Annotated in this window: 16 protein-coding genes; 14 read left to right on the top strand and 2 right to left on the bottom strand. The window is 48.1% G+C overall.

Going from position 1 to position 15619, the window contains the following annotated elements:
• Window positions 1-5: 5 nt before the first annotated feature.
• From JIG40_RS04770 to JIG40_RS04705, 14 genes are all read left to right on the top strand, one after another.
• Entirely contained in the window at window positions 6-956 is a 951-nt protein-coding gene (locus JIG40_RS04770; RefSeq protein ID WP_020329871.1) for a beta-ketoacyl-ACP synthase III, read from the top strand.
• Window positions 957-1030: 74 nt separating this feature from the next.
• A complete protein-coding gene (gene fabD, locus JIG40_RS04765; RefSeq protein ID WP_020433355.1) occupies window positions 1031-1954 on the top strand; it encodes an ACP S-malonyltransferase in 924 nt (307 codons plus the stop codon).
• A 27-nt stretch (window positions 1955-1981) separates the two neighbouring features.
• Window positions 1982-2716: a 3-oxoacyl-ACP reductase FabG gene (gene fabG / locus JIG40_RS04760; protein WP_024374330.1), complete on the top strand. Its 735-nt coding sequence runs from the start codon at window positions 1982-1984 to the stop codon at window positions 2714-2716.
• A 233-nt stretch (window positions 2717-2949) separates the two neighbouring features.
• Window positions 2950-3183: an acyl carrier protein gene (acpP, locus tag JIG40_RS04755; protein WP_014204679.1), complete on the top strand. Its 234-nt coding sequence runs from the start codon at window positions 2950-2952 to the stop codon at window positions 3181-3183.
• Between the two features lie 90 nt (window positions 3184-3273).
• Window positions 3274-4518 (top strand): beta-ketoacyl-ACP synthase II, encoded by a 1245-nt coding sequence (gene fabF, locus JIG40_RS04750; protein WP_024374329.1) that lies wholly within the window; start codon window positions 3274-3276, stop codon window positions 4516-4518.
• 85 nt (window positions 4519-4603) lie between these two features.
• Window positions 4604-5407: an aminodeoxychorismate lyase gene (gene pabC / locus JIG40_RS04745; RefSeq protein ID WP_055452495.1), complete on the top strand. Its 804-nt coding sequence runs from the start codon at window positions 4604-4606 to the stop codon at window positions 5405-5407.
• Window positions 5404-6417, top strand: coding sequence for an endolytic transglycosylase MltG (mltG, locus tag JIG40_RS04740; RefSeq protein WP_061056269.1), 1014 nt, complete (start codon window positions 5404-5406; stop codon window positions 6415-6417). Before pabC ends, mltG begins: the two co-directional genes overlap by 4 nt.
• Window positions 6417-7046 (top strand): dTMP kinase, encoded by a 630-nt coding sequence (gene tmk / locus JIG40_RS04735; RefSeq protein ID WP_154184158.1) that lies wholly within the window; start codon window positions 6417-6419, stop codon window positions 7044-7046. The genes mltG and tmk overlap by 1 nt, the downstream gene beginning before the upstream one ends.
• Window positions 7047-7055: 9 nt before the next feature.
• A complete protein-coding gene (gene holB / locus JIG40_RS04730; RefSeq protein ID WP_199464867.1) occupies window positions 7056-8021 on the top strand; it encodes a DNA polymerase III subunit delta' in 966 nt (321 codons plus the stop codon).
• Window positions 8012-8779, top strand: a complete 768-nt coding sequence (locus JIG40_RS04725; RefSeq protein ID WP_199464866.1) for a YchF/TatD family DNA exonuclease — start codon at window positions 8012-8014, stop codon at window positions 8777-8779. The genes holB and JIG40_RS04725 overlap by 10 nt, the downstream gene beginning before the upstream one ends.
• A 445-nt stretch (window positions 8780-9224) precedes the next feature.
• Window positions 9225-10844, top strand: a complete 1620-nt coding sequence (locus JIG40_RS04720; RefSeq protein WP_143682593.1) for a PTS transporter subunit EIIC — start codon at window positions 9225-9227, stop codon at window positions 10842-10844.
• Window positions 10844-11305 carry a hypothetical protein gene (locus JIG40_RS04715; RefSeq protein ID WP_020433344.1) on the top strand — a complete coding sequence of 154 codons (462 nt, stop codon included), beginning with the start codon at window positions 10844-10846 and terminating at the stop codon, window positions 11303-11305. Before JIG40_RS04720 ends, JIG40_RS04715 begins: the two co-directional genes overlap by 1 nt.
• 316 nt (window positions 11306-11621) lie before the next feature.
• Complete coding sequence (gene ptsG / locus JIG40_RS04710; protein ID WP_047462629.1) at window positions 11622-13052, top strand: PTS glucose transporter subunit IIBC; 1431 nt, start codon at window positions 11622-11624, stop codon at window positions 13050-13052.
• A gap of 177 nt (window positions 13053-13229) precedes the next feature.
• Window positions 13230-13634, top strand: a complete 405-nt coding sequence (locus tag JIG40_RS04705; protein ID WP_020329885.1) for a hypothetical protein — start codon at window positions 13230-13232, stop codon at window positions 13632-13634.
• A 56-nt stretch (window positions 13635-13690) separates the two neighbouring features.
• Here JIG40_RS04705 and JIG40_RS04700 read toward each other — a convergent pair whose 3' ends face one another.
• Both JIG40_RS04700 and JIG40_RS04695 read right to left on the bottom strand, forming a co-directional pair.
• The gene (locus JIG40_RS04700; RefSeq protein WP_104408473.1) at window positions 13691-13786 is read right to left on the bottom strand and encodes a MetS family NSS transporter small subunit; all 96 of its coding nucleotides are present in this window, start codon (window positions 13784-13786) and stop codon (window positions 13691-13693) included.
• Window positions 13786-15246, bottom strand: a complete 1461-nt coding sequence (locus JIG40_RS04695) for a sodium-dependent transporter (protein WP_024374739.1) — start codon at window positions 15244-15246, stop codon at window positions 13786-13788. The genes JIG40_RS04700 and JIG40_RS04695 overlap by 1 nt, the downstream gene beginning before the upstream one ends.
• Window positions 15247-15619 lie beyond the last annotated feature (373 nt).

Genomic DNA, 15619 nt, shown 5'->3' with positions numbered 1-15619 from the left:
TCTTCATGTATAGCAAAATTTTAGGTACAGGCAGCTACCTGCCATCTCAGGTGCGTACTAACGCAGATTTGGAGAAAATGGTAGATACAAGTGATGAGTGGATTGTCACGCGCACCGGTATTCGTGAGCGTCGTATTGCCGCAGAAAATGAAACCGTAGCCGATATGGGCTTTTATGCTGCGCAAAACGCCATTGAAATGGCGGGCATTGATAAAAACGACATCGACTTAATCATTCTTGCCACAACCAGTAGCAGCCATACGTTTCCATCTTCAGCCTGTCAGGTTCAAGCGAAACTGGGCATCAAAGGCTGTCCGGCGTTTGATCTTGCAGCGGCATGTTCCGGCTTTATGTACGGTTTGTCGGTGGCTGATCAGCATATCAAATCCGGCATGTGCAAAAACGTGCTGGTCATTGGTTCTGATGCGTTGTCAAAAACCTGTGACCCGACGGATCGTTCCACTATCATTCTTTTTGGTGATGGTGCGGGTGCCGTGGTGGTTGGTGCCAGTGAAGAGCCAGGTATTTTGTCGACCCACATTTATGCCGATGGCGAATTCGGTGATCTACTGAGCCTGGAAGTGCCAGAGCGCGGTGGTGATGTCGACAAATGGTTGTACATGGCAGGCAACGAAGTATTCAAAGTAGCTGTGACTCAGCTTTCAAAACTGGTCAAAGACACTCTGGCTGCCAACAACATGCATAAGTCTGAACTAGACTGGTTGGTGCCACATCAGGCGAACTACCGAATTATTTCTGCGACAGCGAAAAAGCTATCAATGTCGCTGGATCAAGTGGTGATCACGCTTGACCGTCATGGTAATACTTCCGCTGCGACGGTGCCAACGGCACTGGATGAAGCGGTACGTGATGGCCGTATCAAACGTGGTCAGACTCTGCTTTTAGAAGCCTTTGGTGGTGGTTTCACCTGGGGTTCTGCGTTAGTCAAGTTCTAACGCCCGCTCAATAATAAATTAGACTTTAAGGAGTCGCGAGACTCCTTATTCATTCTTAGTTAAGGAAAAAAACAATGAGCAAGTTTGCTATCGTATTTCCAGGTCAGGGTTCTCAGGCAGTTGGTATGCTTGCCGAGCTTGGCGAACAGTATGATGTAGTTAAACAAACTTTTGCAGAAGCGTCTGACGCACTGGGTTACGATCTCTGGGCTCTGGTTCAGAATGGTCCTGCAGAAGATCTCAACCAGACTTTCCGTACTCAACCTGCACTGCTGGCGTCTTCTGTTGCTATCTGGCGTGTATGGCAGGAGCTGGGCCTGGAGCAGCCAGAAGTGCTGGCAGGCCACAGCCTGGGTGAATACTCAGCACTGGTTTGTGCTGGTGTGATTGATTTTAAAGCTGCGATCAAACTGGTTGAACTGCGTGGTCAACTGATGCAAGAAGCCGTACCAGCAGGGACAGGCGCAATGTACGCGATCATCGGTCTGGATGATGCGGCTATTGCCAAAGCGTGTGAAGAAGCTGCGCAAGGTGATGTAGTGTCTCCTGTGAACTTTAACTCACCAGGTCAGGTGGTTATCGCAGGCCAGAAAGATGCGGTAGAACGCGCTGGCGCACTGTGTAAAGAAGCGGGCGCTAAACGTGCTCTGCCTCTGCCAGTTTCTGTACCTTCACATTGTGCTCTGATGAAACCAGCGGCTGAAAAATTGGCTGTTGCGCTAGAAGCGCTGACATTCAACACTCCACAAATTCCTGTTATCAACAACGTTGATGTAGTCGCTGAAACTGATCCAGCGAAAATCAAAGATGCGTTGGTTCGTCAATTGCACAGCCCAGTTCGCTGGACCGAAGGCGTTGAGAAGATGGCAGAACAAGGCATTGAAAAACTGATTGAAGTTGGCCCAGGCAAGGTGTTGACTGGTCTGACTAAACGTATTGTGAAAACGCTAGACGCAGCTGCAGTGAACGACATCGCTTCACTGGAAGCGGTTAAGTAAGAATAGGAAATAAACATGAATAATTTCATGAACCTGGAAGGCAAAGTTGCCCTGGTAACTGGCGCAAGCCGTGGTATCGGTAAAGCGATCGCGGAACTATTGGTTGAACGTGGTGCCACAGTAATCGGTACGGCAACCAGTGAAAGCGGTGCAGATGCAATCAGCGCGTACCTAGGCGATAACGGTAAAGGTTTGGCGTTGAACGTGACAGACGTAGACTCTATCGAGTCTGTGCTGAAAAGCATCAACGACGAATTTGGCGGCATCGATATTCTGGTGAACAACGCAGGTATCACTCGTGATAACCTGCTAATGCGCATGAAAGATGACGAATGGACGGATATCCTGGATACTAACTTGACGTCTATCTTCCGTCTGTCTAAAGCTGTACTACGTGGCATGATGAAAAAACGTCAAGGTCGTATCATCAACGTTGGTTCTGTTGTCGGTACAATGGGCAACGCTGGTCAAACGAACTACGCAGCAGCAAAAGCGGGCGTAATTGGCTTTACCAAGTCAATGGCGCGTGAAGTTGCATCTCGTGGCGTGACTGTGAACACAGTTGCTCCAGGTTTCATCGAAACGGATATGACAAAAGCGCTGAATGACGACCAACGTACTGCTACACTAGCACAAGTGCCAGCAGGTCGTTTGGGGGATCCACGTGAAATCGCATCCGCGGTTGCATTCCTGGCATCTCCGGAAGCAGCGTACATTACTGGTGAAACTCTGCACGTTAACGGCGGAATGTACATGGTTTAAGGCCAAGTTTGGGGCGAAATGAACGAAACTGGTTTAGTAAAATGTTGACTTCGTCCAAAACTTGTCAGTGAAATGCGCAAGATTTGTGCATGATATATGTCAAAAATGGTGTGAATTTCGGTTAAAATCGCCAAATTTGTGGTTTGACCAGCAAGGTCCCCCTTGCAACTTTCACTAGTTCGAATAAACTACGGAATCATCGCATTAGGCGAAATCTGTAAAGGAAAAGAAAAATGAGCAACATCGAAGAACGCGTAAAGAAAATCATCGTTGAACAGCTAGGCGTAGACGAAGCAGAAGTTAAAAACGAAGCTTCTTTCGTTGAAGACCTAGGTGCGGATTCTCTGGACACAGTTGAGCTTGTTATGGCTCTGGAAGAAGAATTCGACACTGAGATTCCTGATGAAGAAGCAGAGAAAATCACTACTGTTCAAGCTGCGATCGATTACGTAAACAGCGCTCAGTAATGTCTCTCCCCAGGCGGCCCTCTGGCCGCCTGAGTTTTTCTCACTCATCTATAATCTCTCATAGAATTTTCATTTCCGGAGAATATGATCGTGTCCAAGCGTCGTGTCGTTGTCACTGGCATGGGTATGTTGTCACCGGTAGGCAACACTGTAGAATCTTCTTGGAAAGCCCTGCTAGCTGGTCAAAGTGGTATCGTGAATATCGAACACTTTGATACAACAAATTTCTCAACTCGTTTCGCAGGTCTGGTAAAAGATTTTAACTGCGAAGAGTACATGTCTAAAAAAGATGCCCGTAAAATGGATTTGTTTATCCAGTACGGTATTGCGGCGGGTATCCAAGCGCTAGACGATTCTGGTCTGGTAATCACTGAAGAAAACGCTCCACGCGTCGGTGTTGCAATCGGCTCTGGTATCGGTGGTCTTGATTTGATCGAAACAGGTCATCAGGCGCTTATGGAGAAAGGTCCACGTAAAGTGAGCCCGTTCTTTGTACCTTCAACCATCGTGAACATGGTTGCGGGTAACCTATCTATCATGCGTGGTCTTCGTGGTCCTAACATCGCGATTTCAACTGCATGTACTACAGGTTTACACAACATCGGTCACGCAGCTCGTATGATTGCATACGGTGATGCGGAAGCGATGGTTGCAGGCGGTAGCGAAAAAGCGTCAACCCCTCTGGGTATGGCTGGCTTTGGTGCGGCGAAAGCACTGTCTACACGCAATGATGAGCCAACAAAAGCTTCTCGTCCATGGGACAAAGACCGTGATGGTTTTGTTTTGGGTGACGGTGCAGGCGTGATGGTTCTGGAAGAATATGAACACGCGAAAGCGCGTGGCGCGAAAATCTACGCAGAAATCGTAGGCTTCGGTATGTCTGGTGACGCTTACCACATGACTTCACCAAGTGAAGATGGTTCGGGTGGCGCACTGGCAATGGAAGCAGCGATGCGTGATGCAGCAGTAGCAGGTACTCAAATCGGCTACGTGAACGCGCACGGTACGTCTACTCCAGCGGGTGACGTAGCGGAAGTGAAAGGTATCAAACGCGCTCTGGGCGAAGACGGTGCAAAACAAGTTCTGATCTCTTCTACCAAATCAATGACGGGTCACCTATTGGGTGCCGCCGGTTCGGTTGAAGCTATCATTACGGTGTTGTCGCTGGTCGACCAAATCGTTCCGCCAACCATCAACCTGGATAATCCAGAAGAAGGTCTGGGCGTGGATCTGGTTCCGCACACAGCACGTAAAGTGGAAGGCATGGAATACGCGATGTGTAACTCGTTTGGCTTTGGTGGCACAAACGGTTCACTGATCTTCAAGCGCGTATAATCACCGCATTTTCATTGAACTTTACTTGAGTTGAAACGGCTTGATGCTTAGCATTAAGCCGTTTCTTTTTTCAGGGAGAAGAAAAATGTTCTGGCACAACGGTGAACCCCGTGACACGGTCGCAATCGCAGACCGCTCTTTCCAATATGGTGATGGTTGCTTTACCACCATCCTAACTAAGCAGGGCGACATTCAGCATTGGCCATATCATATTGAGCGCATGGAAGCCTGCCTGAATTTGTTAGACATTCCTCTGCCTGATTGGGCACAAATTCGTTCCTGGTTGGACGCTGCAACCCTGGGTGACGAAAGAGCCGGTCTTAAATTACACATCAGCCGAGGTGAAGGCGGACGTGGTTACAGTCCCGCGCATTTAACTCAGCCCAATGTTACTATTAGCAACTTTGCTTTCCCTGGTCACTATGCTGATTGGCAGCAACACGGACTTCACCTTGGCGTGTGTCACCATCGTATGGGTATCAATCCATTATTGGCCGGACACAAACACAACAACCGTCTGGAGCAGGTATTGTTGAAAGGGGAAATGGACAGAGCAGGGTTTGCTGATGGTGTTTGTCTGGATATTCACGGCCATCTGGTGGAAACCACCATGGCAAACTTGTTCTGGATAAAAGGGGAAACGTTGTATACGCCGAGTCTCGATAATGCTGGCGTGTCTGGTATTGCGCGGCGGCTTATTATTCAGGATGCTCCGAAGTTCGGTTTGAAAGTGGTGATTGGTGAGTTTGAGCTCGACCATCTCGACAATGCCGACGAAGTATTTATTTCTAATGCGATTATGGAAGTCGCACCGGTAACGGCGCTTGCCGGGCAGCACTATTCCATCGGTTTTTACACACGACGATTTCAGGAGAGCTTTAATTCGTGATTAAAAAACTCGTTTCACTGCTATTTACCTTATTGGCTCTGGCAGCCGTGGGGTACTTCTATGTGACTAAACAAGTGGATGTTTACTTGTCACAACCTCTCGATATTCAAAGCGAACAACTGGTGACGATCCCGTCAGGCACTAGCCTCAATGGCGCACTGTCCCTCATGACCAAACATGGCTGGATAGACTCTCAGTTTGCTGAAAAACTGGTTCGTCGTTTCCATCCGGAACTGACACAGATTAAAGCGGGTACTTATCAGCTGATGCCTGATATGAAGCTGGCACAAGCGCTGAAATTGTTGGTTTCGGGCAAAGAGCATCAGTTCGCGATTACGTTTGTAGAAGGCAGCCGCTTTAGCGAATGGATGGCGATCCTTGAACAAAATGAACAGCTCAAGCATACGTTAACCGAAAGTTCGGAAGCGGACATTGCCAAACAATTGGGCATCGAGCAGTCAAAACTCGAAGGGCTGTTTCTGGCGGAAACCTATCATTTCACTAAAGGGGTCAGCGATCTCGATATTCTCAAGCGTGCCCACCGCAAGTTGGAAGGCATTCTCAATAGTGCTTGGGAAACCCGTCAGGAAAACCTGCCGTTGACGTCCCCATACCAAGCACTGATTCTGGCTTCAATTATTGAGAAAGAGACCGCGGTGGAATCGGAGCGTGAACGCATTGCGTCGGTGTTCGTCAATCGCCTCAATAAAAGAATGCGCCTGCAGACAGACCCAACCGTGATTTACGGTATGGGCGATAATTACGACGGCAACATTCGTAAAAAGGATCTGCGTGCACCAACACCGTACAACACCTACGTGATCAATGGATTGCCGCCAACGCCGATTGCGATGCCTGGCGAAGCGTCGATTCGCGCCGCATTGAACCCAGAGCAGAGCGCGTATCTTTATTTCGTCGCCAGTGGAAACGGTGGTCATGTGTTTTCAAAGAATCTTACAGAACATAACCGCGCGGTACGCGCTTACTTAAAACAGCTCAGACAACAGTAATGAATTCAAAATATATCGTAGTAGAAGGCCTTGAGGGCGCAGGTAAGAGTACGGCTATTCAAGCGGTCGTTGAGACACTCCATGCCCATGGCATTGAGAACATCACACGCACGCGTGAACCGGGCGGCACAGTGCTGGCAGAAAAAATGCGCGCGCTGGTGAAAGAAGAGCATGAAGGTGAAGTTCTGCAGGATATGACCGAACTGCTGCTGATGTATGCGGCGCGCGTTCAATTGGTCGAGAACGTGATAAAACCTGCGTTAAAACAGGGACAGTGGGTGGTGGGTGACCGCCATGACATGTCTTCTCAGGCTTATCAAGGCGGTGGTCGCCAGATCGCACGTGAAACTATGCAAAGCCTCAAACAAACCACACTCGGCGCATTTAAGCCCGATTTTACACTCTATCTGGATATCGATCCGAAAGTCGGCTTGGAACGTGCCCGTGGCCGTGGTGAACTCGATCGCATCGAAAAGATGGACATCAGTTTTTTTGAGCGTACTCGTGAGCGTTATTTGGAATTGGCCGCCGCTGATGACGCCGTGGTGACCATCAATGCAGAGCAGACCATTGAGCAGGTTACGCACGACATCAAGCAAGCGCTGGAAAACTGGTTGCAGAGCGCTTAAGGAATCACTATGCAACACATCTATCCTTGGTTAGCGGACGCTTGGCAAAGCTGGAAGCAGCGTCTGAATGAGCAGAGCTTTGCTTCGGCCACTCTGATTTCAGCGCCAGCTGGACTTGGCACATTTCAAATGGCGGAGCAATTTGCCCGCGCACTGATGTGTCAGACCCACAGCAGTGAGCCCTGCGGCTTTTGTCACGGCTGCGATCTGATGCAGTCGGGGAGTCATCCCGACTATCATCTTGTTCGCCCGGAAAAAGAGGGGCGAACCATCAGTGTTGACCAGATTCGTCAATGTAATCGCTTGGCGCAGGAATCCTCACAGTTGTCAGGTTATCGCCTGATTGTGATTGAGCCCGCTGAAGCGATGAATGAATCGGCGGCGAACGCATTGCTGAAAACATTGGAAGAGCCGGCAGAAAAGTGTGTTTTTGTGCTGCTGACCTCACGTATCAATCATTTGTTGCCGACGATTGTCAGCCGCTGCCAGCAAATCACAGTGGCAGAACCGTTTGCATCGTTGGTAGCGGAGTGGTTGGCGGGAGAACTGCAACAAGATGTGCCCGCGTTTGCTTCACACATTCATGGCAATGCGCCGCTGCTGACCCGAGAATTCATTGCGTCCGGTGGTATGAAACAATATCAGGAACTGGAAACGAAGTTTATTCAGGCAATTCAAGGCGACATACTCAGCCAACTAGAATGTGCCAAACTCGCGGCCAGTGAGCCGCAGAGCCGCTTAAACTGGTTGTGGTATCTGATGACGGATGCCCAGAAAGCGCACTTTAGTCTGGCACAAAACCATATGACGCCAGGTTGCCTGGCCGTCGCCAAGGCTTGCAGCTTCGCGCTTTTGCAGCAGCAGACCGAAGCATTGGCTAAACTGTCTGAACAACTGCGTGTTTTCAGCGGCTTAAACAGCGAGCTGGTGATCACCGATTGGTTACTGAAATTTAATGAGGAAGCATGTTTGTAGATTCACACTGTCACCTGGACAAACTCGATTATCAGGATTTACACAACGGCATTGAAGATGTGATTGAAAAAGCACGTCAGGCTAACGTGAAGCAGCTGATGTCAGTGGGTGTGACGTTAGACTCATTCCCGGACATGCTGGAGATGATCACTCCGTTTGATAATGTTCACGCTTCTTGTGGCGTGCATCCGCTGGATGTGGAGAGCGATTTTGAACTGGATCGTTTTCACGAGTACGCCAAGCACCCGAAAGTAGTCGCGATTGGTGAAACCGGCTTGGACTACCACTACCAACCGGAAACGGCAGAACTTCAGAAGCTGCGTTTTTCTCAGCAGATAGACACCGCGGTTGCACTAAACAAACCATTGATTATCCATACCCGTAATGCGCGTCAAGATACCCTGGACATGTTGCGTAGAGGTGGTGCAGATCAATGTGGTGGCGTGATTCACTGTTTTACGGAAGATCTGCCTTTTGCACAAGCGGCGATGGATCTTGGCTTTTACATCTCGATCTCTGGGATCGTGACGTTTCGTCAAGCCACAGAGCTGAAAGACGTGGTTAAACAACTGCCGTTGGATCGCCTGTTGATCGAAACGGATTCTCCGTATCTTGCCCCGGTTCCGCACCGAGGAAAACAGAATCAGCCAGCCTATGTGGTCGAGGTTGCTGCGTATATATCGCAACTGAAAGGGGTTTCATTAAGCGAAGTTGCTGAAAAAACCACCCAAAACTACCACAATCTTTTTTTGCGATAGAAAGAAAACTTTGGCTAAAAAGAGAGCTCAGGCTCTCTTTTTTTCTATTATTTATTCTGAGTAAGCTAAAAATTGCGCTTGTTTACGAAAAATGTTGAAAATGTGGCTCAAATTCATCCTTATGTAATTTTGTTACGAAAAATAACAATGCGATCGAATTTATTCACTAAGCAAAATTAATGTTTAGTAATTTTTATATCAATAAAAACAGATAGATAGATGAAATGTAAAGGATTTCAAAGGAGCCGGGGGATTGTGATCTGTCTATTACTTTGAAACTAAATTTCATTCCAAACTAGAAAGCTTGAGGGGCATCAATATATATTTAGAGCCGAAAAATATAATGCATATTGTGTTACATTTTCATTGAGCACTGACACTATGGCTACGGGGGTGTGCCGTCAGAACTCAACAATTCTAATAACTTTATCAGGAGCATAAATGTATGAAAGGTTTCTTTAGTAAACTTTCACAATCCATTATGTTACCCATCGCACTGCTGCCTGCAGCGGGTATCATGCTGGGTATCGGGGGGAGCTTTACCAACCCTACAATGATCGAAGCGTACAACATCGGTGTGCTTCAAGACGGAACTGTTCTGAACAGCTTCCTACAAATTATGACAGCAGCGGGCGGTATCGTATTCGCTAACCTTCCTGTTATGTTCGCTCTGGCGATTGCTGTAGGTTTCGCTCGTGCAGAGAAAGGTGCTGCGGCACTGGCAGCGCTGATTTCTTACCTAGTAATGAACGTGGCGATTGCTAAGACTCTGGTTGTAGCAAGCATGATCAACCTGGATACCAACACTGTAGTACTGATGGGTAGCGAATACCCGGGCGTACTGGCAGATATGCTGGGTATCTCCAACACTCTGAGTATGGGTGTATTTGGTGGTCTGATTGCAGGTGCAGTTACTGTTGTTCTTCACAACAAATACCACGATGCGAAACTGCCTGATTACCTAGGCTTCTTTGGTGGCGCGCGTTTCGTTCCGATCATCAGTGCATTTGCTGCGCTGTTCTACGGTATCGTACTGACTTTCATCTGGCCTTTCTTCGGTGCTGCATTCGGTGCAATCGGTGCTGCTCTGGGTGAAATGACTGCATCTGGTCACGGTTACATTGCGTCTCTGATCTTCGGTATCATCGAACGTTCTCTGATTCCTGTTGGTCTGCACCACGTATTCTACCTGCCACTATGGCAGACAGAGATCGGTGGTACTGCTCAAATCGCTGGTGAAGTGGTTAAAGGTACTCAGAACATCTTCTTTGCTTCTCTGGCAACGGGTGACTTCTCGCAATTCACTTCAACTAACTTCATGACTGGTAAATTCCCATTCATGATGTTCGGTCTGCCAGCAGCTGCGTACGCGATGTACACACTGGCTGATGATGAGAACAAGAAAGCGGCAGGTGGTCTGTTGTTCTCTGTTGCTCTGACTGCATTCCTGACTGGTATTACTGAGCCAATCGAATTCACATTCCTGTTCCTGGCTCCAGCACTTTACTACGCGATTCACGTTCCTCTAGCTGGTCTGTCATTCATGTTGATGGATATGCTGAACGTTAAAGTTGGTATGACATTCAGTGGTGGTTTCATCGACTTTACCCTGTTCGGTATGCTTCCAGGCCTAACCGGTGTTGAAAACCACTGGTACTTCATCCCTCTAGTGGGTATCGCTTACGCATTCGTTTACTTCTTCGTATTCCGTTGGTTCATCATCAAGTTCGACGTGAAAACTCCAGGTCGTAAAGGCAGCGCAGTAGCGGTAGTATCTAAGAAAGATTACCACGCAGCGAAAAGCGGTTCAGCAGGTGACAACCAGAAAGCAAAAGACATGATCGAAGCCCTGGGTGGCGCAGAAAACATCGTTGATGTAGATGCATGTATCACTCGTCTGCGTATCACTGTTAAAGATGGTGCACAAGTGAAAGGTAACGATTACTGGACTCAAGAGCTGGGTGCTCGCGGTCTGGTTAAAGTTGGCGACACTGGTATCCAGGCAATCTACGGCGCTGAAGCTGCAGGTTACAAAGCTCAAATCAACTCTCTGCTTGGTAAGTAATGAGTATTGGTGACAAATTCAGAAGAACCGGTGCCTTTATCATCGATGCCATGGTGGCGAAGATGTTCACTCAGGTGGTGGTGACGGTTCTGCTGGCAGTCGTAACAGGGCTCTTCAGTGAAAAAACTGGAGGTTTATCGCTAAACGATACGATGGCGTTGCCTGTCCTGTTACTGATTGTACTGCTGATGCTGTTGGTCTTTATCGGCATATATCTCGGTTTCGGTGCTATCTGTTTTAACCTGATAGGGAAGTCTCTGGGAAAATATCTGCTGCGAGTCGACAGTGGTCAGTGGATAAAGCCTAAGGATTTGTCGACTTACCTATCTCGCGAAAAAGAGAAGATTGTTTTTTTCTGTGCCACACTGGGTTTGTATGCGGCCTATTCGGCCATTCAACTCTACATGTATGACGTTGAGCCTCTGCATGAAACCCGAGCACGAAAAAGGCTAGAGCACTAATGAATGAAAAGCCCGCATTTTATGCGGGCTTTTTTATGCCCCTGTTACTCTCGTTCCTAAATAGGAATGTCCCCTGTATTCCATTGTCCTTATTCCGCATCTTTTAAACCTAATATCGTCGCCTAAATAGACCTGGTAGAGATTTCTGTAACAAATGCTCGGCATAGTGAATAAAGTTTGAGTGTTATCAAACTATATTTAGAGACGAAAAATATAATCCCCGAGTGGTTACATTTCTATTGGGTGCTAACATTTAGGCTACGGGGGTATGCCGTTAGAACCCATTTATTCCAATAAGTTAATCAGGAGCATAAACATGTTTAAGAACGCTTTTGCTAACCTGCAAAAAGTGGGTAAGGCGCTGATGCTTCCAGTATCGGTGCTCCCAGTTGCGGGTATTTTGCTTGGGGTCGGTGCTGCCAATTTCAGCTGGCTGCCGGATATTGTTTCGAATTTGATGGAGCAAGCGGGCGGCTCGGTATTTGGGCAGATGGCATTGTTGTTTGCCGTCGGTGTAGCATTAGGTTTCACCAATAACGACGGTGTATCCGGACTTTCCGCCATCGTAGGTTACGGCATCATGGTCGCGACACTGAAAGTGATGGCGATGGCGATGGGTGTCGAGAAAATCGATACGGGTGTGCTGGGCGGTATCCTTGCTGGTGGCGTCGCTGCCTGGGCATTTAACCGTTTCTATAAAATTCAATTACCCGAGTATCTCGGTTTCTTCGCAGGTAAACGCGCCGTGCCGATTATTACGGGTTTCCTGTCGATTGTTTTGGGTGTCATTCTTTCTTTTATCTGGCCACCCATTGGTGCCGCTATCGCGACATTCTCAGATTGGGCTGCACATCAGAACCCGGTTCTGGCGTTTGGTATTTACGGTGTGGTTGAACGTTCTCTTATCCCATTTGGTCTTCATCACATCTGGAACGTTCCTTTCTTCTACGAAGCGGGCACGTGTGTCAACGGTGCAGGTGAAACCGTACATGGCATCATGACGTGTTTCCTGACGGCGGACGATGCATCTCGCGCTGCAGGGAATGGTTTTGGTCAGCTTGCGGGTGGTTATCTGTTCAAAATGTTTGGTCTGCCGGCTGCCGCGTTTGCTATTGCGCACTGTGCCAAACCAGAGAACCGCGCCAAAGTGATGGGTATCATGGCATCAGCGGCGCTGACTTCATTCCTGACTGGTATTACTGAACCTATCGAGTTTTCGTTCCTGTTCATCGCGCCGGTTCTGTACGGTATTCACGCGGTGTTGGCAGGTCTGGCTTATGTGCTAACCAATTCGCTGGGTGTGGTACATGGTCATACCTTCTCGAACGGTTTCATTGACTTTGTTGTTCAGTCGCCACGCGCCGAGAACATGCCAATGTTGGTGGGTTTGGGTGTTGCCTATGCTGTGCTGTACTACGTGGTGTTTACTTTTGTTATTCGAGCGTTGGATCTGAAAACGCCGGGTCGTGAAGACGAAGCGGCAGACGAATCTTCCGCGCAAGGCACGGAACTGGCTGGTGAGTTGGTAGCGGCATTCGGTGGTAAAGCCAACATTACTAACCTGGATGCCTGTATCACTCGCCTGCGCGTATCCGTTGCGGATACCGAGCAAGTTGATCAGGACAAACTGAAAAAACTCGGCGCCGCAGGTGTGGTTGTAGTTTCAGGAGGCGTGCAGGCCATTTTTGGTACTAAGTCCGATAATCTGAAAACCGAAATGGATGAGTGGATCCGTAACCACGGTTAATCACGACTCTTTCATTATTCTCAAGTAAAAGGAGACTCTGTAGTCTCCTTTTATTTTTTCTGGTGTCTGGCCATTTCAACAATAGCTTTGATTTCCCCTTACTCTGGATTGACATAGGGACCACGCCATTCGGCTAAAGTTTGTTCCGACATCAAAACCTATACAGGAAATGAATATATGAAGACATTAGGGATGACGGCACTGCTTTTGGGATTGCCGCTGACGGCTTTTGCGCAGCAGGGTAACAGCCTGAAAGTCGGCATGGCGGTGGACCAACAACTGAGCGCAGTTCTGGAAGTGAACAACCAATACCGTTTTACTCTGGGAAATGATGGCGCAGCGTTTGATTACATTATTCAACGCGGCAGCTTTAATAACCCGAATGTACCTTTTGATTGGTATGTTGGCGCGGGCGGCTGGGCTGAATGGGATGATGACTTTGGTGTGCGCGTTCCACTTGGCTTGGACTGGCAGATCAACCAAAACTTCAATCTGTATGGTCAGGTGCACCCTGAGCTCAACCTGCACTCAGGTCCAGAATTGCAACTGGGAGCGGCGCTGGGTATTACCTACCGTTTCTAATCGCAGAACACAAAAAAGCCGGCATGCGTGCCGGCTTTTTTATTCCTTTTCAGGAATTACTGTTTATTCATTGCTTTCTTGATGCAGATGGCTGCGCCACCCCAAGTAATGCCTAAACCGATAATCATCATTACGATAGCACTCGTCGTCATTAGTAGTTCTCCTTACGGCTGGTTAGGTTGATCGCCACACCAATGACGAACAGGGCTGCAATCATAACCCAACCCAGAGTCAGGTCGTAGCCACCGTAGCCTTCAGTCAATAGTGTTCTTAGTTTGGTTGCCACGATGATCGCCAGAATCACTGGAGAGATAAAGCGCAGACAGATATCGAACCACACACCCACACTGAAGTCAGAAATGGAGTTCACGTATTTACGTGCATCAGAGATCTTCATCAGCCAAGTCATCAGAACCAGTTCAACCAGACAACTTGCCATGATGCCCACGTTGTTGGCGAAGTGGTCAACCAAGTCAAGCAGCAGCAGGCCGCCGTTGGTTGCAAACGCCATTGAGACGATGAAACCTACGCCAATCACGATGTTTGCTGCTTTCTTACGGCTCCAACCCAGTTTGTCGATAACCGCAGAAGTTACCGCTTCCATGATAGAGATGTGTGAGCTCAGGCCTGCAACCACTAGTGCCAGGAAGAATAGTGGGCCAAGGATGTATGGCGCTGGCAGCAAGTTGATTGCTGCTGGCAGAGTCACAAACGCCAGACCAACACCTGCAGATACAACTTCAGTCAGTGGTTTGCCCTGTTCCTGTGCCATGTAGCCCAGAACCGAGAAGATCATGATACCGGCCAGAATTGAGAAGCCACAGTTGATCAGTACCGTCATGAACGCGTTATTGGTGATGTCTGATTTCTCTGGCAGGTAGCTAGAGTAAGCCAGCATGATCGCGAAACCAATACTCAGGGTAAAGAAGATCTGGCCGTATGCCGCTGCCCAAACTTTCACATCCCAGATTTTGCTGAAATCAGGTTCGAACATGTAGTTCACACCATCCAGAGCACCTGGTAGGAAAATCATACGAGCGATCAGAAGAAGAACCATCACGAACAGGATTGGCATCATGATTTTCGATGCACGCTCGATACCGGACTTCACGCCGCCGACGATAGCAGCATAAGTAATTGCCCAAGCAATGGTCATCGCAATCGCAATTTTCCACTGAATGCCACCCAGATTCGTTGGTGAGTTGTCACCCAGACCCAGATAATCACTAAAGAAGAAAGCGTTAGTGTCTGTACCCCAGCTTTGGTCGAAAGACATGCCGAAATAAGAGATTGCCCAACCGATAACCGCCACGTAGTAAACGGCGATCACCGCTGCAACACCCACTTGGAACCAACCCAGCCATTCGAACTTGGAATTGATGCGTGCCAGAGTGGCTGGTGCAGAACCGCGGTTTTTCTGACCCATAGAAAATTCTAGGATCATGAACGGGATACCTGCCGTGATCATGGCAAACAGGTAAGGGATGAAAAAGGCGCCGCCGCCGTTCTCGTAGGCCATGTATGGGAAACGCCAGATGTTACCCAAACCGATCGCAGATCCGACTGCTGCCAGAATAAATCCGGCACGGGATCCCCATTGTTCTCGCTTCATAGATTACTCCTTTACAACTCCCTGAGGTATGAAGCTTTTCTGTAGCTTATGCTGCTTGTTTCATAATGATAGGTGATAACCAATCAGAATGTGGTCTGATTGTTATAAATTTGCTCTATCATCCATGAATCAGCAAAAAGTTAGTTTTAAATATTATTAGCTGACAGAAAACTCAGAATATTGTTCTTAGTTTTACGATGTGTGTTTGCGAAATCTGAAATAATCAGCTACGCATTGGTTTCGAGACTACAGAGATCTTTCGCACAAGGCAATAGATTGTAAACGTGATTTTGTTCTGCGTTGTTGGCCTCTTTGTTGTTTTTTTGCTCTTTAATTAGTTATATATTTGTTAAATTATTAAATCAATAAATTA

Origin of the sequence: Vibrio sp. bablab_jr001, from assembly GCF_016464285.1 — a bacterium.
GTDB lineage: Bacteria > Pseudomonadota > Gammaproteobacteria > Enterobacterales > Vibrionaceae > Vibrio > Vibrio fluvialis.
Note: the sequence above shows the minus strand (reverse complement) of the source record. Positions and strands in the feature narration are given on the sequence as shown.

Coding starts and splice junctions, on each gene's coding strand:
- JIG40_RS04770 (WP_020329871.1), top strand. CDS start 6: ATGTATAGCAAAATTTTAGGTACAGGCAGCTACCTGCCATCTCAGGTG.
- JIG40_RS04725 (WP_199464866.1), top strand. CDS start 8,012: ATGTTTGTAGATTCACACTGTCACCTGGACAAACTCGATTATCAGGAT.
- JIG40_RS04720 (WP_143682593.1), top strand. CDS start 9,225: ATGAAAGGTTTCTTTAGTAAACTTTCACAATCCATTATGTTACCCATC.
- ptsG (WP_047462629.1), top strand. CDS start 11,622: ATGTTTAAGAACGCTTTTGCTAACCTGCAAAAAGTGGGTAAGGCGCTG.
- JIG40_RS04715 (WP_020433344.1), top strand. CDS start 10,844: ATGAGTATTGGTGACAAATTCAGAAGAACCGGTGCCTTTATCATCGAT.
- acpP (WP_014204679.1), top strand. CDS start 2,950: ATGAGCAACATCGAAGAACGCGTAAAGAAAATCATCGTTGAACAGCTA.
- JIG40_RS04695 (WP_024374739.1), bottom strand. CDS start 15,246: ATGAAGCGAGAACAATGGGGATCCCGTGCCGGATTTATTCTGGCAGCA.
- tmk (WP_154184158.1), top strand. CDS start 6,417: ATGAATTCAAAATATATCGTAGTAGAAGGCCTTGAGGGCGCAGGTAAG.
- JIG40_RS04700 (WP_104408473.1), bottom strand. CDS start 13,786: ATGACGACGAGTGCTATCGTAATGATGATTATCGGTTTAGGCATTACT.
- fabG (WP_024374330.1), top strand. CDS start 1,982: ATGAACCTGGAAGGCAAAGTTGCCCTGGTAACTGGCGCAAGCCGTGGT.
- pabC (WP_055452495.1), top strand. CDS start 4,604: ATGTTCTGGCACAACGGTGAACCCCGTGACACGGTCGCAATCGCAGAC.
- holB (WP_199464867.1), top strand. CDS start 7,056: ATGCAACACATCTATCCTTGGTTAGCGGACGCTTGGCAAAGCTGGAAG.
- fabD (WP_020433355.1), top strand. CDS start 1,031: ATGAGCAAGTTTGCTATCGTATTTCCAGGTCAGGGTTCTCAGGCAGTT.
- JIG40_RS04705 (WP_020329885.1), top strand. CDS start 13,230: ATGAAGACATTAGGGATGACGGCACTGCTTTTGGGATTGCCGCTGACG.